17 protein-coding genes are annotated in these 17,931 nt (G+C 56.4%); 10 read left to right on the forward strand and 7 right to left on the reverse strand.

The window, feature by feature from the left end:
• The first annotated feature begins 26 nt into the window (after window positions 1-26).
• The 9 genes from murC (at window position 27) to mutT (ending at window position 10,806) form a co-directional block, all read left to right on the forward strand.
• Window positions 27-1,499, forward strand: a complete 1,473-nt coding sequence (gene murC / locus PU683_RS20220) for a UDP-N-acetylmuramate--L-alanine ligase (RefSeq protein ID WP_277174425.1) — start codon at window positions 27-29, stop codon at window positions 1,497-1,499.
• The gene (locus PU683_RS20225; protein WP_277174426.1) at window positions 1,492-2,412 is read left to right on the forward strand and encodes a D-alanine--D-alanine ligase; all 921 of its coding nucleotides are present in this window, start codon (window positions 1,492-1,494) and stop codon (window positions 2,410-2,412) included. The genes murC and PU683_RS20225 overlap by 8 nt, the downstream gene beginning before the upstream one ends.
• A 1-nt stretch (window position 2,413) precedes the next feature.
• Entirely contained in the window at window positions 2,414-3,265 is an 852-nt protein-coding gene (gene ftsQ / locus PU683_RS20230; RefSeq protein WP_277174427.1) for a cell division protein FtsQ, read from the forward strand.
• Window positions 3,262-4,518: a cell division protein FtsA gene (gene ftsA, locus PU683_RS20235; RefSeq protein WP_023480191.1), complete on the forward strand. Its 1,257-nt coding sequence runs from the start codon at window positions 3,262-3,264 to the stop codon at window positions 4,516-4,518. Before ftsQ ends, ftsA begins: the two co-directional genes overlap by 4 nt.
• 114 nt (window positions 4,519-4,632) lie before the next feature.
• Window positions 4,633-5,781, forward strand: a complete 1,149-nt coding sequence (ftsZ, locus tag PU683_RS20240; RefSeq protein WP_007373153.1) for a cell division protein FtsZ — start codon at window positions 4,633-4,635, stop codon at window positions 5,779-5,781.
• Between the two features lie 100 nt (window positions 5,782-5,881).
• Window positions 5,882-6,799: a UDP-3-O-acyl-N-acetylglucosamine deacetylase gene (lpxC, locus tag PU683_RS20245; RefSeq protein ID WP_023480366.1), complete on the forward strand. Its 918-nt coding sequence runs from the start codon at window positions 5,882-5,884 to the stop codon at window positions 6,797-6,799.
• A gap of 281 nt (window positions 6,800-7,080) precedes the next feature.
• A complete protein-coding gene (secM, locus tag PU683_RS20250) occupies window positions 7,081-7,584 on the forward strand; it encodes a secA translation cis-regulator SecM (RefSeq protein WP_277174428.1) in 504 nt (167 codons plus the stop codon).
• 55 nt (window positions 7,585-7,639) lie between these two features.
• Window positions 7,640-10,345 carry a preprotein translocase subunit SecA gene (secA, locus tag PU683_RS20255; RefSeq protein ID WP_277174499.1) on the forward strand — a complete coding sequence of 902 codons (2,706 nt, stop codon included), beginning with the start codon at window positions 7,640-7,642 and terminating at the stop codon, window positions 10,343-10,345.
• A 59-nt stretch (window positions 10,346-10,404) separates the two neighbouring features.
• Window positions 10,405-10,806 carry an 8-oxo-dGTP diphosphatase MutT gene (mutT, locus tag PU683_RS20260; RefSeq protein ID WP_277174429.1) on the forward strand — a complete coding sequence of 134 codons (402 nt, stop codon included), beginning with the start codon at window positions 10,405-10,407 and terminating at the stop codon, window positions 10,804-10,806.
• 24 nt (window positions 10,807-10,830) lie between these two features.
• Here mutT and yacG read toward each other — a convergent pair whose 3' ends face one another.
• The 3 genes from yacG to coaE are packed head-to-tail and all read right to left on the reverse strand — an operon-like array spanning window position 10,831 to window position 12,398.
• The gene (yacG, locus tag PU683_RS20265) at window positions 10,831-11,025 is read right to left on the reverse strand and encodes a DNA gyrase inhibitor YacG (protein ID WP_277174430.1); all 195 of its coding nucleotides are present in this window, start codon (window positions 11,023-11,025) and stop codon (window positions 10,831-10,833) included.
• Between the two features lie 9 nt (window positions 11,026-11,034).
• Window positions 11,035-11,778 (reverse strand): cell division protein ZapD, encoded by a 744-nt coding sequence (gene zapD, locus PU683_RS20270; RefSeq protein ID WP_277174431.1) that lies wholly within the window; start codon window positions 11,776-11,778, stop codon window positions 11,035-11,037.
• Window positions 11,778-12,398: a dephospho-CoA kinase gene (coaE, locus tag PU683_RS20275; protein WP_277174432.1), complete on the reverse strand. Its 621-nt coding sequence runs from the start codon at window positions 12,396-12,398 to the stop codon at window positions 11,778-11,780. The genes zapD and coaE overlap by 1 nt, the downstream gene beginning before the upstream one ends.
• 319 nt (window positions 12,399-12,717) lie before the next feature.
• Between coaE and PU683_RS20280 the strand changes: the two genes are divergently transcribed.
• Window positions 12,718-13,761 carry a GMP reductase gene (locus tag PU683_RS20280; protein WP_277174433.1) on the forward strand — a complete coding sequence of 348 codons (1,044 nt, stop codon included), beginning with the start codon at window positions 12,718-12,720 and terminating at the stop codon, window positions 13,759-13,761.
• A gap of 39 nt (window positions 13,762-13,800) precedes the next feature.
• Here the strand turns inward: PU683_RS20280 and hofC are convergent, their stop codons facing one another.
• The 4 genes from hofC to nadC form a co-directional block, all read right to left on the reverse strand.
• Entirely contained in the window at window positions 13,801-15,003 is a 1,203-nt protein-coding gene (gene hofC / locus PU683_RS20285) for a protein transport protein HofC (RefSeq protein WP_277174434.1), read from the reverse strand.
• Window positions 14,993-16,387, reverse strand: coding sequence for a type II secretion system protein GspE (gene gspE, locus PU683_RS20290; RefSeq protein ID WP_277174435.1), 1,395 nt, complete (start codon window positions 16,385-16,387; stop codon window positions 14,993-14,995). The genes hofC and gspE overlap by 11 nt, the downstream gene beginning before the upstream one ends.
• Before the next feature lie 9 nt (window positions 16,388-16,396).
• Window positions 16,397-16,831 (reverse strand): prepilin peptidase-dependent pilin, encoded by a 435-nt coding sequence (gene ppdD / locus PU683_RS20295; RefSeq protein WP_277174436.1) that lies wholly within the window; start codon window positions 16,829-16,831, stop codon window positions 16,397-16,399.
• 177 nt (window positions 16,832-17,008) lie between these two features.
• Window positions 17,009-17,902 (reverse strand): carboxylating nicotinate-nucleotide diphosphorylase, encoded by an 894-nt coding sequence (gene nadC / locus PU683_RS20300; protein ID WP_277174437.1) that lies wholly within the window; start codon window positions 17,900-17,902, stop codon window positions 17,009-17,011.
• Window positions 17,903-17,931: the final 29 nt, after the last annotated feature.

Below are 17,931 nucleotides of genomic sequence, written 5' to 3' on the forward strand. Positions count from 1 at the left end.
TTTTAGAAGTTGATGGCGTTTAGAAAATGAATACACAAGAACTTGCGAAACTGCGTTTAATCGTGCCCGAGATGCGTCGCGTCCGGCACATTCACTTCGTTGGCATCGGCGGTGCCGGCATGGGCGGTATTGCCGAAGTGCTGGCCAACGAAGGCTACCAGATTAGCGGTTCTGATTTAGCGCCAAACCCGGTGACGCAGCAGCTGACGTCCCTTGGTGCCACCATCTACTTCAACCATCGCCCGGAAAATGTGCTTGATGCGAGCGTTGTTGTGGTCTCCAGCGCGATCTCTGCCGATAACCCGGAGATCGTTGCCGCACAGGAAGCGCGTATCCCGGTGATCCGCCGCGCGGAGATGCTGGCTGAATTGATGCGTTTTCGTCACGGCATCGCTATCGCCGGGACGCACGGAAAGACGACCACTACCGCTATGGTCTCCAGTATCTACGCGGAAGCGGGCCTGGATCCGACCTTCGTCAACGGCGGGCTGGTAAAAGCGGCCGGGGTGCACGCGCGCCTGGGCCATAGCCGTTATCTGATTGCGGAAGCGGATGAGAGTGATGCCTCTTTCCTGCATCTGCAACCGATGGTGGCGATTGTGACCAATATCGAAGCTGATCATATGGATACTTACCAGGGCGACTTCGAGAATTTGAAAACGACGTTTATCAACTTCCTGCACAACCTGCCATTTTATGGCCGTGCGGTGATGTGTGTTGACGATCCGGTGATCCGCGAGCTGCTGCCGCGCGTCGGACGTCAGATCACCACCTATGGATTTAGCGACGACGCGGATGTGCGAGTCGAAGAGTACCGCCAGCAGGGGCCGCAGGGCCACTTTACGCTGGTGCGCCAGGATAAACCTGCGCTGCGCGTGACGCTCAACGCGCCGGGGCGCCACAATGCGCTGAATGCCGCAGCGGCGGTTGCCGTGGCGACGGAAGAGGGGATTGACGACGAGGCGATTCTGCGCGCGCTGGAGAGCTTCCAGGGCACCGGCCGCCGCTTCGATTTCCTCGGCGAGTTCCCGCTGGAAGCGGTGAATGGCAACAGCGGCAGCGCGATGCTGGTTGATGATTACGGCCACCATCCAACGGAAGTGGACGCGACGATCAAAGCTGCGCGCGCCGGCTGGCCGGATAAAAATCTGGTGATGATTTTCCAGCCTCACCGCTATACGCGTACCCGCGATCTCTATGACGATTTCGCCAACGTGCTGACGCAGGTGGATAAGCTGCTGATGCTGGAAGTTTACCCGGCGGGCGAAACGGCGATCCCGGGAGCTGATAGCCGCTCGCTGTGCCGCACGATCCGCGGTCGCGGCAAGATCGACCCGATCCTTGTTTCCGATCCGGAACAGGTGGCGGCGATGCTGGCGCCGGTGCTGACCGGCAACGATCTGATCCTGATTCAGGGTGCAGGCAATATCGGCAAGATCGCCCGCAGCCTCGCGCAGTGCAAACTGGTACCGCAGAGCGAGGAGGTGCAGCGTGGCTGAGAAAGTTGCCGTTCTGCTGGGTGGCACTTCCGCCGAGCGCGATGTATCGCTTAATTCAGGCGCGGCGGTGCTTGCCGGGTTGCGTGAAGGCGGCGTTGACGCCCACGCGATCGATCCGCGCGAGGTTGACGTAACCCGCCTGAAAGAGATGGGCTTTAGTAAAGCGTTTATCGCGCTGCACGGCCGCGGCGGTGAAGATGGCACCCTGCAGGGGCTGCTGGAGCTGACCGGCATGCCCTACACCGGCAGCGGCGTGATGGCGTCTGCGATTTCAATGGATAAACTGCGCAGCAAACTACTGTGGCAGGGCGCAGGTTTACCGGTTGCCCCGTGGGTTGCGCTGACGCGCGATGAGTTTGAAACAGGCTTACAAGCGACTGATATTGAAAGCATTGCAGCGTTGGGCCTGCCCCTGATTGTGAAGCCAGGCCGTGAAGGCTCCAGCGTCGGGATGTCGAAGGTCAACGAAAGTAGCGATCTGGATGCGGCTTTAGCACTTGCTTTTCAACACGATGATGAAGTTCTGATCGAAAAATGGCTCAGTGGCCCGGAATTTACCGTCGCGTTGCTTGGAAATGAAATTTTACCGTCGATTCGCATTCAACCGGCGGGAATCTTCTATGATTATGAGGCGAAGTATCTCTCTGATGAGACGCAGTATTTCTGTCCATCAGGTCTGGAAGCAGAGCGGGAAGCGGCTTTACAGGCGCTGATCGCCAAAGCGTGGCAGGTTTTAGGCTGCCGCGGCTGGGGGCGAATCGATGCAATGCTCGACAGCGATGGTCAATTTTATCTGCTGGAAGCGAATACCTCGCCGGGTATGACCAGCCATAGCCTGGTGCCGATGGCGGCGCGTCAGGCTGGGCTGAGCTTCACCCAGCTTGTGGTTCGTATTCTGGAACTGGCGGAGTGATATGTCTCAGGCTGCGCTGAACACGCGAAATCGCGAAGCGGAGGCGGTAACTACCTCCCGCCGCAACAATGGAACGCGCCTTGCCGGCATTGTGTTCCTGTTGACGGTACTGTGCACCGTGTTGGTGAGTGGCTGGATCGTACTCGGCTGGATGGATGACGCGCAGCGGTTGCCGCTGTCGAAGCTGGTGTTAACCGGCGATCGTCACTACACGCGCAATGATGATATTCGCCAGTCCATTCTGGCACTTGGCGCACCCGGGACCTTTATGTCTCAGGATGTGAATATCATTCAGAGCCAGATTGAGCGCCTGCCGTGGATCAAGCAGGCGAGCGTAAGAAAGCAGTGGCCGGACGAATTGAAGATTCATCTGGTTGAATATGTGCCCATAGCGCGGTGGAATGACCAGCATATGGTTGATGCGGACGGCAACGCCTTTAGCGTACCGGCGGAACGCACCAGCAAGCAGATACTGCCGATGCTGTATGGTCCGGAAGGCAGTGAAAACGAAGTGCTGCAGGGATACCGTGATATGGGACAGGTGCTGGCAAAGGACAAGTTCACGCTGAAAGAAGCGGCGATGACCGCGCGGCGCTCCTGGCAGGTAACGTTGAGCAATGATATCAAGCTCAACCTGGGCCGTGGCGATACGATGAAACGTCTGGCGCGCTTTGTTGAACTCTACCCGGTGCTGCAGCAGCAGGCCCAGACGGATGGCAAAGAGATAAATTACGTGGATTTGCGCTATGACTCAGGCGCGGCGGTAGGCTGGAAGCCTGCCCCTGTACAGGAACAACCGGATCAGCAGCAAAATCAGGCACAACAGAATCAGGCACAGGCAGAGCAACAATGATCAAGGCGACGGACAGAAAACTGGTAGTTGGACTGGAGATTGGCACCGCGAAGGTCGCCGCTTTAGTAGGGGAAGTTCTGCCCGACGGTATTGTGAATATCATTGGCGTAGGCAGTTGCCCATCCCGTGGGATGGACAAAGGCGGAGTGAACGATCTGGAGTCGGTGGTGAAGTGCGTACAGCGCGCTATCGATCAGGCCGAACTGATGGCCGATTGCCAGATCTCCTCGGTCTACCTTGCGCTCTCGGGGAAACACATTAGTTGCCAGAACGAAATTGGTATGGTGCCGATTTCAGAAGAAGAAGTGACGCTGGAAGATGTGGAAAACGTGGTGCATACCGCGAAATCAGTCCGCGTACGCGATGAACATCGCGTGCTGCACGTGATTCCGCAGGAGTACGCCATTGACTACCAGGAGGGGATTAAAAACCCGGTAGGCCTTTCCGGCGTGCGCATGCAGGCGAAAGTACACCTGATTACTTGCCATAACGATATGGCGAAAAACATCGTTAAAGCCGTTGAACGATGTGGTTTGAAAGTTGACCAACTTATCTTTGCCGGGCTGGCATCCAGCTATTCGGTATTGACGGAAGATGAACGCGAACTGGGCGTCTGCGTCGTTGACATTGGCGGTGGTACAATGGACATGGCCGTGTATACCGGCGGCGCGCTACGTCACACTAAAGTGATCCCTTACGCAGGGAACGTGGTGACCAGCGATATCGCCTACGCCTTCGGCACACCGCCGAGCGATGCGGAAGCGATTAAAGTTCGCCACGGTTGCGCGCTGGGATCGCTGGTGGGTAAAGATGAGAGCGTTGAAGTGCCGAGCGTAGGCGGTCGACCGCCGCGCAGCCTGCAGCGCCAGACGCTGGCAGATGTGATTGAGCCGCGTTATACCGAGCTGCTCAACCTGGTCAACGACGAAATATTGCAGCTGCAGGAGCAGCTTCGCCAGCAGGGAGTGAAACATCATCTTGCGGCGGGGATTGTATTAACCGGCGGCGCGGCGCAGATTGAAGGTCTGGCGGCCTGCGCGCAACGTGTGTTCCATACGCAGGTGCGTATTGGTGCACCGCTTAATATTACTGGCTTAACTGATTATGCCCAGGAGCCGTATTACTCTACGGCGGTTGGGTTGCTGCACTACGGGAAAGAGACCCATTTAAGTGGTGAAGCGGAAGTGGAAAAGCGGACGTCAGTCGGTTCGTGGTTCAAACGAATCAACAGCTGGCTGCGAAAAGAGTTTTAATTTTTTTCAGAGACCGTAGAAAATTAGCGGTTTCAGGCGACAGGCACATACGCCAATCCTGATAAGCGGCCCACGGGCTGTCCGGTGGATGAGGCGTAAAGACGGAGAGAGATTATGTTTGAACCAATGGAATTAACCAACGACGCGGTGATTAAAGTCATCGGCGTCGGTGGCGGCGGCGGTAATGCCGTAGAGCATATGGTGCGCGAGCGCATCGAAGGGGTTGAGTTCTTCGCAGTGAATACCGACGCCCAGGCGTTGCGTAAAACGGCGGTAGGGCAGACTATCCAGATCGGTGGCGGTATCACCAAAGGTCTGGGCGCAGGGGCTAACCCTGAAGTGGGTCGTAATGCGGCTGAAGAAGATCGTGAAGCGCTGCGCGCTGCGCTTGAAGGCGCTGACATGGTCTTTATCGCAGCGGGCATGGGTGGCGGTACCGGTACCGGTGCGGCACCTGTGGTAGCTGAAGTCGCTAAAGACTTAGGCATTCTGACCGTTGCGGTGGTGACCAAGCCGTTCAACTTTGAAGGCAAGAAGCGCATGGCTTTTGCAGAGCAGGGTATTACTGAGCTCTCAAAACATGTCGATTCCCTGATCACTATCCCGAACGATAAGCTGCTGAAAGTGCTGGGTCGCGGTATCTCTCTGCTCGACGCCTTCGGCGCGGCAAACGACGTGCTGAAAGGCGCGGTGCAGGGTATTGCCGAGCTGATTACCCGTCCGGGTCTGATGAACGTTGACTTCGCCGATGTGCGCACCGTGATGTCCGAAATGGGCTACGCGATGATGGGCTCCGGTGTGGCAAGCGGTGAAGATCGTGCGGAAGAAGCGGCAGAAATGGCGATCTCCAGCCCGCTGCTGGAAGATATCGACCTCTCTGGCGCGCGTGGTGTGCTGGTTAACATCACCGCGGGCTTCGACCTGCGTCTGGATGAGTTTGAGACCGTCGGTAACACTATCCGTGCGTTCGCTTCTGACAACGCGACGGTGGTTATCGGTACTTCTCTTGACCCGGATATGAACGACGAACTGCGTGTGACCGTTGTTGCCACCGGTATTGGTATGGACAAGCGTCCTGAGATCACGCTGGTAACTAACAAGCAGGCGCAGCAGCCAGTGATGGATCGCTACCAGCAGCACGGCATGCAGCCGATGCAGCAGGAGCAGAAGCCGGCGAAAGTGGTTAACGACAATACGCCGCAGACCACAAAAGAGCCCGATTATCTGGATATTCCGGCGTTTCTGCGTAAGCAGGCGGACTAAGAATTTACTGGAAGTTGGGCATGTTCGCTCTTTGTGCTAAACTGGCCCACCCATTGTGTTATACAATTTGGTTGGATTGGTAATAAGGCGAGATTATACGATGATCAAACAAAGGACTCTTAAACGTATCGTTCAGGCGACTGGTGTCGGTTTACATACCGGCAAGAAAGTCACACTGACGTTGCGCCCTGCGCCGGCAAATACCGGGGTCATCTATCGTCGCACTGACTTAAATCCACCGGTAGACTTTCCGGCTGATGCTAAATCTGTGCGTGATACTATGCTCTGTACTTGTCTGGTCAACGAGCATGACGTGCGGATTTCCACCGTCGAGCACTTAAATGCGGCTCTGGCGGGGCTGGGTATCGACAATATTATTGTCGAAGTCGATGCACCGGAAATTCCAATTATGGATGGCAGTGCAGCACCGTTCGTATACCTGTTGCTTGACGCAGGGGTCGAGGAGCTGAACAGCGCCAAGAAATTCGTTCGCATCAAAGAGACGGTACGCGTTGAAGATGGCGATAAGTGGGCCGAGTTTAAACCGCATAACGGTTTTACACTCGATTTCACCATCGACTTTAACCACCCGGCGATTGATGCCAGCACGCAACGCTACGCGATGAACTTCTCTGCCGACGCATTTATGCGCCAGATTAGCCGCGCGCGTACCTTCGGTTTCATGCGCGATATCGAATACCTTCAGTCCCGCGGCCTGTGCCTGGGCGGAAGCTTCGATTGTGCCATCGTAGTTGACGATTATCGCGTACTGAACGAAGATGGCCTGCGTTTCGAAGATGAGTTCGTGCGCCATAAAATGCTGGATGCAATCGGCGACCTCTTTATGTGTGGTCACAACATTATCGGTGCGTTTACCGCCTATAAATCCGGTCATGCGCTGAACAACAAACTTCTGCAGGCTGTGCTGGCAAAACAGGAAGCCTGGGAATATGTGACCTTCGAAGACGAAGCTGAACTGCCGCTGGCATTCAAAGCACCTTCAATGGTTCTGGCATAACGCCATAACCTAAAAAATCGACTGGTTAACCTGGCACTCTCTCCGGTCAGGGGAACCAGTCGTTTTTCTTTTTGCGCGCCGCAAAAACCTCTCTTCACGATCGATCTTCCCGGAAAGCTTTTCAACGCCGAAAGTCTGCGTTTGATTGCTGCTTTCCTCGCCAGTTTTAACACGCGTCAGCCCTGTTTCCTGCTGTGTGGCGGCCGCATTAGTGATAAGATTTGTGCGCAATCGACTTTCATAGACGCAAAATCAAGGACGCGTCTTTTTTGGTGGAGCAAGTGAGCGGAATTCTGACGCGTTGGCGACAATTTGGCAGACGCTATTTCTGGCCGCATCTCTTATTAGGGATGGTCGCGGCAAGTTTTGGCTTGCCCGCGCTCGTCAGTAATACCGAAACTCATGCCACGCGCGAAACGACGCGCAATCACGATTCGGCGACTACGGCGAATTTTACCAGCCTCGCGCTGCTGGAAGCGAAACGCCGCCCGAACTTCACCGTCGATTACTGGCATCAGCACGCTATCCGCACAGTTATTCGTCATCTTTCGTTCGCCATGTCACCGCAAACGCTGGCCGCTGCAACGGAAGAGCCTTTACCGATTCAGGCACACCATCTTGCCCTGCTCGATACGTTAAGCGCGCTACTTAACGTTGAAAGCAAGCCGCCGGCGATTGTACGCCTTGCGGCTCGCCTCGCCTCTACACCTTACACAACGTTCAGTGTCTCCAACTGGATTAGCCAGGCGCAGGGTATCCGCGCCGGGCCATACTCCCTCAGCTAAAAAGAACATTCATCCATTTTTTTTCGCTTCGCTGAGCGGAGTATCAGAGATTTTTATCATGCTAAATTTGTTAACAAAAGTATTCGGTAGCCGCAACGATCGTACGCTGCGTCGTATGCGTAAAACCGTCAACCAGATCAACGCCATGGAACCGGCCCTTGAGAAGCTCAGCGATGATGAGCTGAAAGGCAAGACGGTAGAGTTCCGCGCGCGTCTTGAAAAGGGCGAAAGCGTCGATTCCCTGCTGCCAGAAGCCTTTGCGGTCGTACGCGAAGCCAGTAAACGTGTCTTCGGTATGCGCCACTTTGATGTGCAGCTGCTCGGCGGTATGGTGCTCAACGATCGCTGCATCGCCGAGATGCGTACCGGTGAAGGTAAAACCCTGACCGCAACCCTGCCGGCTTATCTGAACGCGCTGAGCGGCAAAGGCGTGCACGTGGTGACCGTCAACGACTATCTGGCGCAGCGTGATGCCGAAAACAACCGTCCACTGTTCGAATTCCTCGGCCTGACCGTCGGCATCAACCTGCCGGGCATGCCGTCTGTTGCCAAACGCGAAGCTTATGCTGCTGATATCACCTACGGCACCAATAACGAATATGGCTTCGACTACCTGCGTGACAACATGGCGTTCAGCCCTGAAGAGCGCGTCCAGCGTAAGCTGCACTATGCGCTGGTGGATGAGGTGGACTCCATCCTGATCGATGAAGCGCGTACGCCGCTTATCATCTCTGGTCCGGCGGAAGATAGCTCCGACCTCTACAAAAAAGTGAACAAAATCATCCCTCACCTGGTGCGCCAGGAGAAAGAGGATTCTGACACCTTCCAGGGCGAAGGCCACTTCTCAGTCGACGAGAAAGCGCGTCAGGTTACCCTGACTGAGCGCGGTCTGGTGCTGATTGAAGAGCTGCTGGTGAAAGAGGGCATCATGGAGGAGGGGGAGTCCCTTTACTCTCCGACCAACATCATGCTGATGCATCACGTTACCGCCGCGCTGCGCGCCCATGTGCTCTTTACTCGCGATGTTGACTACATCGTTAAAGAGGGTGAAGTGATCATCGTTGATGAGCACACCGGCCGTACCATGCAGGGCCGCCGCTGGTCCGATGGCCTGCATCAGGCCGTTGAAGCCAAAGAAGGCGTAGAGATCCAGAATGAAAACCAGACTCTGGCTTCCATCACTTTCCAGAACTACTTCCGTCTGTATGAAAAGCTGGCCGGTATGACCGGTACGGCAGATACCGAAGCGTTCGAATTCAGCTCTATCTACAAACTGGATACGGTGGTTGTGCCGACCAACCGCCCAATGATCCGTAAAGATATGGCGGATCTGGTCTATATGACCGAAGCGGAAAAAATTCAGGCGATCATCGAAGATATCAAAGAGCGTACCGCCAATGGTCAGCCGGTGCTGGTCGGCACCATCTCGATTGAAAAGTCAGAAGTGGTATCGAATGAGTTAACCAAAGCGGGCATCAAACACAACGTTCTGAACGCCAAATTCCACGCCAAAGAGGCGGATATCGTAGCGCAGGCCGGTTATCCGGGCGCGGTCACTATTGCCACTAACATGGCGGGCCGTGGTACTGATATCGTGCTTGGCGGCAGCTGGCAGTCTGAGCTGGCCGAGCTTGTGGATCCGACTCCTGAACAGGTTGCACAACTGAAAGCCGAGTGGCAGAAACGCCATGACGCGGTGCTGGCATCGGGCGGTCTGCACATCATTGGTACCGAGCGCCACGAATCACGCCGTATCGATAACCAGCTGCGCGGCCGTTCCGGCCGTCAGGGCGATGCGGGCTCTTCCCGTTTCTACCTCTCGATGGAAGATGCGTTGATGCGTATTTTCGCCTCCGATCGTGTCTCCGGCATGATGCGCAAGCTTGGCATGAAGCCGGGCGAAGCGATTGAGCATCCGTGGGTAACAAAAGCGATTGCCAACGCACAGCGTAAAGTTGAAAGCCGCAACTTCGATATTCGTAAGCAGCTGCTGGAATATGATGATGTAGCGAACGATCAGCGTCGCGCAATCTACACCCAGCGTAATGAACTGCTGGATGTGACTGATGTGAGCGAAACCATCAACAGCATTCGTGAAGATGTCTTCAAAGCAACCATCGACGGGCATATTCCGCCGCAGTCCCTGGAAGAGATGTGGGATGTTCCTGGCCTGCAGGAGCGTCTGAAAAACGATTTCGACCTCGATTTGCCGATTGCCGAATGGCTGGATAAAGAGCCCAACCTGCATGAAGAGACGCTGCGTGAGCGTATTCTGCAGAGCGCGGTAGAGACCTACCAGCGTAAAGAGGAAGTGGTTGGCGCGGAGATGATGCGTCACTTCGAAAAAGGCGTCATGCTGCAAACCCTCGACTCCCTGTGGAAAGAGCACCTGGCGGCGATGGATTATCTGCGCCAGGGGATCCATCTGCGCGGCTACGCGCAAAAAGATCCGAAGCAGGAGTACAAGCGTGAATCCTTCGCCATGTTCGCTGCGATGCTGGAGTCGCTGAAGTATGAAGTGATCAGCACCCTGAGTAAGGTACAGGTGCGTATGCCGGAAGAGGTGGAAGCGATGGAGCAGCAGCGCCGCGAAGAAGCCGAACGTCTGGCCCAGATGCAGCAACTGAGCCACCAGGATGATGAAGCCGCCGCTGCGGCTGCACTTGCCGATCAAACTGGCGAGCGCAAAGTTGGCCGTAACGATCCTTGCCCGTGCGGTTCCGGTAAGAAATATAAACAGTGCCATGGCCGTCTCGCATAACGGCTAATTAACAGATAAAAAGGCGCAGATCTCTGCGCCTTTTTTATGGAGTCAGCAGCATGAAAATACTCAATATCGCCGTCGGTATTATTCGTAACCCGCAGGGCGACATCTTTATTACCCGGCGTGGGGCCGATGCGCATATGGCAAACATGCGCGAATTTCCCGGCGGTAAAATCGAAGCGGGCGAAACGCCGGAGCAGGCGATGATCCGTGAGCTACAGGAAGAGGTGGGCATCACCACGCAAAGTGCCACGCTGTTCGATAAGCTGGAGTATCAATTCCCCGACCGCCATATTACGCTCTGGTTCTGGCTGGTGGAGAAATGGCAGGGCGAGCCATGGGGTAAGGAGGGGCAGCCGGGCGAATGGATTGCGCAAAGCGCGCTGAAAGCAGAAGATTTTCCCCCGGCTAACGAACCGGTCATTACAAAACTGATTCAGCAGAGCCAGACCCGCTGACTTCAGCCAGCGGGCCGCCAGAGATTACTGTTGCTCTTCGCTCCACTCATCGCTGTCAGAGAGATCGCCCGCGCTGGGGATACGTTTCTCTTCCGCAGCCCATTCGCCGAGGTCAATAAGCTGGCAGCGTTTGCAGCAAAAAGGGCGAAATGGGCTCTCTTCGCCCCATACCACTGGTTTGCCGCAGGTCGGGCAATTCACAATTGTCTTTTCAGTCATCAGGGTTCCTTAACAGCAGGCTAATTCAAAATCGAGCCGCTCCGGCACCGTGCCGTGTTCGCTGTCGAGGGGCATAAAACGAATGGCAAAGCGGCTTTTATGGCCGGAGATTTGCGGGTAGAGCCGCGCCTCAAGCGGTAGTTGCAGACGCAGCAGATCGGCATCATCACCGTTATCCTGGTAAAAACCGTTCAGGCTGGTCTGGCGGCGATAGGGGGCAGCATTGCGGATCAGATCGAGGATTAACGTCAGGGTAGCGCGCAGCGGCTCAAGGCTCTCCAGCCAGTAACTTACCTGCGCATCACGCTGCTCCTGCGGTAAGTGTAACCACATATGCAGCGTCGGCAGATCGAAGCTACAGCAGCCGCCGGGAATGCTTAAACGCTGGCGTACCAGCGCGATCAGCCGATCCTCACGTAACATCTGACCGATGCGCGGAGCACTCATCAGCACCGCTCCGCTTCCTTTGAGTTGTTGGCGGATCTCTTCAATACGATTGGGATCCACGCCCGGCACTTCGCTCCAGGCTTGCAGCTTACGTTGCTGGCGCTCCAGCTCTTTCAACAGTTCAGTGCGGGTATCTCCGCGCTCGAATACATCCAGCAGATCGCCCACGTTGCGGAAGAGGTGCAGCGCGCCCGCATGGTCGCTAACGGGCAAATGGACGGAGAGTTGTTGCAGTAAGAACTCAACACGCAGCCAGGTGCGCATCTTTTCATTTAGTGGATGTTCAAAAAGGACGTGGGTGTGCATTACGGTTTTTCCTGTGATACGGCCTGCGCGCCGAGAGCGAGATAGTGCGCGTGCAGGCGGGCAACATCCGATGCGATTGCATCTGGTGCGCCATTATTGTCAATGACATCATCCGCGACGGCAAGCCGCGCATCGCGCGTGGCTTGCGCGGCGAGGATCTGTTCAGCATGTTCGCGGGTCACGCCGTCACGGCGCATGGTGCGTAAAATTTGTGTCTCAACCGGAACGTCAATGACTAATACCCGATCGGCTTTGTGATAAAGCTGGTTCTCTACCAGCAGCGGAACGACCCACAATACATAAGGTGATGTCACCCGGGCCATCTGACGCTCGGTCTCTTGTTGAATCAGCGGGTGCAGCAAGCCGTTGAGCCAGCGCTTATCAACGTCAGAGGCAAATATATGTTCGCGCAGTAAGCGACGATTGAGTGAACCGTCCGCGAGGATCATTTCATCGCCGAACTTTCCGGCGATAGCGCGTAGCGCAGGGGTGCCAGGTTCGACTACCTGGCGGGCAATAACGTCCGCGTCGATAACGTTAACGCCCTGTTTGGCGAAAGCATCCGCCACGGTACTTTTACCGCTGCCAATACCGCCCGTTAACGCGACTTTATACTTCATAACGCTTAATCCTGTAAGGGGCTGCCAGACTCATTCTCTGCTCTTATTTTCGCCACTCATCACAACGAAACCGCAGCAGACTTAGCGTGAAAAAAAGCAAAGCCACTCTTTTTTTATTTATAGGAATCAGTAAGTTGAAAATCAATCAGACAATAAAGAAATCAATTAACTGAAACTGGCATATTCACCAGGTAAATTTATAGGATTGTAGCGTAAAAAAAGAGATTTTCGCAGTCTTGCGCGGACCTTATTAGTGCGTATGATAGCGTCACTGGAGTTGTGAGTTTGTCTTAGCGCCATTAACCCCAGGAATCCCTACATGCGTATCGAAGAAGATTTGAAGTTAGGTTTCAAAGACGTTCTTATCCGCCCTAAACGTTCCACTCTTAAAAGTCGTTCCGATGTTGAACTGGAGCGCGAATTTACTTTCAAGCACTCAGGAATGCGCTGGTCTGGCGTACCGGTTATCGCTGCCAATATGGATACCGTAGGGACATTCGCCATGGCGAAAGCGCTCGCCTCGTTCGATATCCTGACTGCTGTACATAAACACTACTCTGTTGAGGAGTGGCGAGGTTTTGTGCAGGCGCAGCCCGACACTGTGCTGCGCCATGTGATGGTGTCAACCGGCACATCCGATGCCGATTTCGAAAAAACCAAACAGATCCTTGTGCTGCATCCATCCCTTAATTTTGTCTGCATTGACGTTGCTAACGGCTACTCCGAACACTTCGTGCAGTTTTTGACGAAGGCGCGAGAAGCCTGGCCGGACAAAACCATCTGCGCGGGCAACGTCGTAACCGGCGAGATGTGCGAAGAGCTGATCCTCTCTGGTGCCGATATCGTCAAAGTGGGCATTGGCCCCGGTTCTGTCTGCACGACGCGCGTGAAAACCGGCGTCGGTTATCCGCAGCTCTCTGCGGTTATTGAGTGTGCCGATGCGGCGCACGGCCTCGGCGGGCAGATCGTCAGCGACGGCGGTTGCACCGTGCCGGGTGACGTTGCCAAAGCGTTTGGCGGCGGCGCAGACTTCGTGATGCTCGGCGGTATGCTGGCTGGCCATGAAGAGAGCGGCGGCACGCTGATGGAAGAGAACGGCGAGAAGTTTATGCTCTTCTACGGCATGAGTTCTGAATCCGCCATGAACCGTCACGTTGGTGGCGTGGCAGATTACCGTGCGGCTGAAGGTAAAACCGTCAAACTTCCGCTGCGTGGCCCGGTTGAAAACACCGCGCGCGATATTCTCGGTGGTTTACGTTCCGCCTGCACTTACGTTGGCGCCTCACGGCTGAAAGAGCTGACCAAACGCACCACCTTTATTCGCGTTCAGGAACAGGAAAACCGCGTTTTCAACAGCCTCTAATCGGCAGGCGGTAAACGCGAGTAACGTGTTGTACCGCTATCAACCTGTACCGCCCATCGCATCGCCAAGATGAAAGATGGGCAGGTACATCGCCACCACCAGCACGCCAATAATGACCCCTGTCGCCACCAGCATTAGCGGCTCCAGCACCGCCGCCAGCCCATCGGCCTGGCGCTGCGTCTGTTCACTGTGATACTGCGCCAGGTTATCCAGCATGCTGTCGAGCGCGCCGGAGAGTTCCCCTGTTCGCACCAGCTGTATGCAGAGCGGTGGAAATTCACCGCTCGCTTTCAACGCGGCAAATATCGGTGTGCCCTCGGTTATCTCCCGCTGCGCCCGCACCAGGAGATCACGCCAGTAGGGGCAGACCACCGTTTCGGTCACGCTCTCCAGCCCCTGTAAAAACGCAATACCGGCACGCTGGGTGAGCGACAAGACGGTAAAAATCTGGCTCAGGCGCTGCCCGCGTACCAGCGGCCCAATAACCGGGCTGGCAAGCAACATCCGCTGACAGGCACGTCGCCAGTTGTCGTTATTACGTAGCCGCAGCAGCACCGCACCTGCCAGCACGCTAAACAGCAACAAAGGCAGCGCGCCCTGTTTGATTAGCCCGGCACCCGCAATGACGCCGCGCGTTAATGCCGGCAACGGCGTATTAAAGGTCTGGTAGATCGCGGCGAACTCCGGCAGCACCAGGTAGATCATCGCCAGCACCACTGCGGCAGTCAGCGACAGAATAATCAGCGGGTAGCGCAGCGCCTTTTTTACCTTCAGCTTCAGTTCATGCTGCGCTTTTTGTTGCGCAGCGAGTCTGAAGCAGCACTCGTCCAGCTTGCCGGTGAGTTCACCTGTGCGGATCATCGCCTGCCAGAGCGGCGGAAATACCTCTGGCCACTGGCGCAGCGCCGCGGAGAAAGTTTCGCCCTGTTCGAGCGCCGCTGACAGGCTGCGCAGCAGTGCCTGCCATTGTCTGGCCGGATGCTGCTCCGCCATCAGCTGTAACCCTTCCGGCAGTGTCAGCCCGGCCTGTAGCAGGGTGGCGAGCTGGTTGAGCAGCGGCGTACTCTGTTCAGGGCCCCACAGACGCGCGCGAACCGGACGACGTTTTAGCGTCAGCGGATGGCATTGTTGCTGTAGCAGGCACAATACCGCCGCTGCGCGGCTTTCGCTCCAGAGCAGCCCCGCTTGTCGTTCACCGTTATCATCCAGCCCGGACCATTGCCAGAGTTGCTTACTCGCCATGCGGGTAACCCAATATCCGTACCAGCTCCTCAAAGGTCGTCAGACCCTCTTCAACCGCATGGCAGCCATGGTGGAAAAGCGTTGTCATGCCTTGTTCACGCGCGCACTGCTCAATCTCATTTACGCTCATGCCTCTGGCTATCGCCTGGCGTATCGGTGGTGTGATGTTAAGGACCTCAAACAGCGCCACCCGGCCATAAAAACCGTGATAACAGGCTTCGCACCCCTGAGCGCGCCAGCGCGGTAGCGGACGCGTCCAGATGTTATCCGGCAGATGAATACTCTCCGTTGCCAACTTGCGGCAGTGGGGGCAGAGCTTACGCACCAACCGCTGGGCAACCACCAGCGATAACGCTGAAGAGATCATCCAGCGCGCCACGCCCATCTGCTCAATCCGCACCAATGTTTCGCTGGTGGAGTTGGTATGCAGTGTCGACAGCACCAGGTGACCCGTCTGCGCGGCCTTGATAGCAATCTCGGCAGTTTCGCCATCGCGGATCTCGCCGACCATAATGACGTCGGGATCCTGACGCAGCAGGGCTCGCAGCACGCTCTGAAAAGTGAGCCCGGCGCGCGGGGCTATCTGCGTTTGATTCAGACCGGCAAGCGGGATCTCGACCGGATCTTCTACACTGCAAAGATTAACCTCCGGTTTATTACGCGCCTGCAACGCGCTGTAGAGCGTGACGGTTTTTCCGCTGCCAGTCGGGCCGGTTACCAGCAGTAAACCTTGCGGCTGTGCCAGCGCGGCATTGAACTGCGCCAGCTGCGCCTCGGTCATGCCGAGCGCCGGCAGCGCCAGCGCCTGGTTTACCTGGTGCAGCAGCCGCAGCACCACTTTTTCGCCGTGGCGGCAGGGCAGCGTGGCAATACGAAACGACACCGGCTGATCGGCGAGGGTGACGGTGAACTGCCCATCCTGCGGCAGGCGCCGCTCGGCGATGTCCAGATTGCCCATCACTTTTAACCGGGCGGTCAGGGTATCGGAGAGGGCGCAGGGCAGGGGCGACAGCGGATGCAGAACGCCATCCACCCGCAGGCGAATAACGTAGTGCATCTCGCCTGGCTCGAAATGGATATCCGATGCGCGCAGCATCAGCGCCTGCTGAAGCGTGTGGTTGATGATCTCCACCGCCGATCCGCTCTCCTCGCTGAGGGCAGCATGCGTCGCAGGTAGCGCCTGTGCGGCGAGTTGTTGATGCTTTTCCATTTCATCCTGTGTCCAGCAGCGAATATCAACGCGCTGTTGGGCAACGAAGCTGAGTGATTCCATTAGCTCCATGCTCGGGCTGCCAACAACAGCGATAACCAGCGCTTCATCATCTTTGCTCAGTAAGACCGCGTTATGGCGGCGGCACAGCGCCTCGAGTTTGTTCTCTTTCATCAGAGCTCCTTATCGACCGGTACGGAAAACGTCTTCACACGCCTGCTGCAGGGCGCTGTCAGCCTCGGTGTTGCAGCTGCGTGCCCAGCCCTGGATGCCCCCGGCGCTGCTCCACTGCGGTGTCATCACCACGCTCAACCCGTTAAGGCTCTCCTGGCCGGTGAGCGAAACCACGCCTTTAACAACGCTGAGCGCGGCGACGTAACGCGTCGTCGTCGATGCAGGGATGCCATTGCTGCTGGCGTCGCAGTTATCGACGCCGCCGCGCTCCAGCGCACAGAGCTCAACGGCGGTACGGTAGGGTACAAAGGTTTGCAGCATGTCGGTGAGTGCCGCTTTGCGCAGGTAGTTTTGGTAGGCGGGGATGCCGATAGCGCTCAGAATGGCGACGATGCCAATCACTACCATCAGCTCAATGAGGGTAAATCCGTGTTGTCTGTTCATGGACGGCTCCTTATGCAGAGCCGTTACTGTGTCAGGCAGATATAAGTGGGGCGAGGGGAAAAAGAGCAGCCCGGAAAGCCGCTTCCGGCTTTTTTATCGCGGTTGCACAACAGCGCAGCTTTGCTGCGGGATACGCCGCAAAAAAACGGGCCAGCGGCCCGTGAGAGTAGATGCGGATCAGCGAAAACGCATCGAGAGATCGAGGGCGCGGACATGCTTTGTCAGCGCGCCAACAGAGATGTAATCCACGCCGGTTTGCGCAAATTCGCGCAGCGTCTGCTCGGTGACATTGCCGGAGACTTCCAGTTTTGCCTGGCCATTGGCCCGTTTTACCGCTTCGCGCATCTGCTCTGGCGCGAAGTTATCCAGCATGATGATATCGGCACCCGCTTTCAGTGCGTCGTCAAACTCTTCCAGCGTCTCGACTTCGACCTCGACCGGCACATCCGGGTGCAGCCAGAAGGCCTTCTCCACCGCATTACGCACCGAGCCTGCGGCGATAATGTGGTTCTCTTTAATGAGGAATGCATCGGAAAGCCCAAGGCGATGATTCGCACCGCCGCCGCAAAGAACCGCATATTTCAGCGCCGTGCGCAGGCCTGGCAGGGTTTTACGCGTATCGAGCAGCTCGGTTTTGGTGCCCTCCAGCAGGGCGACATAGTTGCGCACCGCACTGGCGACACCGGAGAGCGTCTGGACGAAATTGAGCGCCGTACGTTCGCCGGTTAAAAGCACGCGCGAGGGGCCATCCAGCTCAAACAGCGGCTGATCGGCGTGCACCGTATCGCCATCCGCCACGTGCCAGGTGAGCGTCACGTCGTCGCCCGCCAGCTGAATAAACACCTCCTCAACCCAGCGTTTACCGCAGAACACCCCCTCTTCACGGGTGATCACCACCGCATGGGAGCGATTCTCTGGCGGTAATAATTGCGCGGTAATGTCGTTATTCGCATCGACTTCTCCACCCAGATCTTCACGCAGTGCCAGCGCGACGGCGGCAGGAATATCCAGTTCAATGCGTTTGAGCAACGCGTCACGGCGAAGGTCGGGGTTATAGCGGCGAGGCGGCATGATAGGCTCCAAAAAGTGTAACGAATCAC

Origin of the sequence: Candidatus Kosakonia sp. 282A-S69 (genome assembly GCF_029433855.1) — a bacterium.
Classification (GTDB): Bacteria; Pseudomonadota; Gammaproteobacteria; order Enterobacterales; family Enterobacteriaceae; genus Kosakonia; species Kosakonia cowanii_A.

Bases quoted from the DNA above. Each gene is read 5' to 3' on its own strand.
- mutT (WP_277174429.1), top strand. From the start codon at position 10,405: ATGAAAATACTCAATATCGCCGTCGGTATTATTCGTAACCCGCAGGGC.
- ppdD (WP_277174436.1), bottom strand. From the start codon at position 16,831: ATGAACAGACAACACGGATTTACCCTCATTGAGCTGATGGTAGTGATT.
- ftsZ (WP_007373153.1), top strand. From the start codon at position 4,633: ATGTTTGAACCAATGGAATTAACCAACGACGCGGTGATTAAAGTCATC.
- PU683_RS20280 (WP_277174433.1), top strand. From the start codon at position 12,718: ATGCGTATCGAAGAAGATTTGAAGTTAGGTTTCAAAGACGTTCTTATC.
- ftsQ (WP_277174427.1), top strand. From the start codon at position 2,414: ATGTCTCAGGCTGCGCTGAACACGCGAAATCGCGAAGCGGAGGCGGTA.
- gspE (WP_277174435.1), bottom strand. From the start codon at position 16,387: ATGAAAGAGAACAAACTCGAGGCGCTGTGCCGCCGCCATAACGCGGTC.
- nadC (WP_277174437.1), bottom strand. From the start codon at position 17,902: ATGCCGCCTCGCCGCTATAACCCCGACCTTCGCCGTGACGCGTTGCTC.
- yacG (WP_277174430.1), bottom strand. From the start codon at position 11,025: ATGACTGAAAAGACAATTGTGAATTGCCCGACCTGCGGCAAACCAGTG.
- murC (WP_277174425.1), top strand. From the start codon at position 27: ATGAATACACAAGAACTTGCGAAACTGCGTTTAATCGTGCCCGAGATG.
- lpxC (WP_023480366.1), top strand. From the start codon at position 5,882: ATGATCAAACAAAGGACTCTTAAACGTATCGTTCAGGCGACTGGTGTC.
- zapD (WP_277174431.1), bottom strand. From the start codon at position 11,778: ATGCACACCCACGTCCTTTTTGAACATCCACTAAATGAAAAGATGCGC.
- hofC (WP_277174434.1), bottom strand. From the start codon at position 15,003: ATGGCGAGTAAGCAACTCTGGCAATGGTCCGGGCTGGATGATAACGGT.
- ftsA (WP_023480191.1), top strand. From the start codon at position 3,262: ATGATCAAGGCGACGGACAGAAAACTGGTAGTTGGACTGGAGATTGGC.
- coaE (WP_277174432.1), bottom strand. From the start codon at position 12,398: ATGAAGTATAAAGTCGCGTTAACGGGCGGTATTGGCAGCGGTAAAAGT.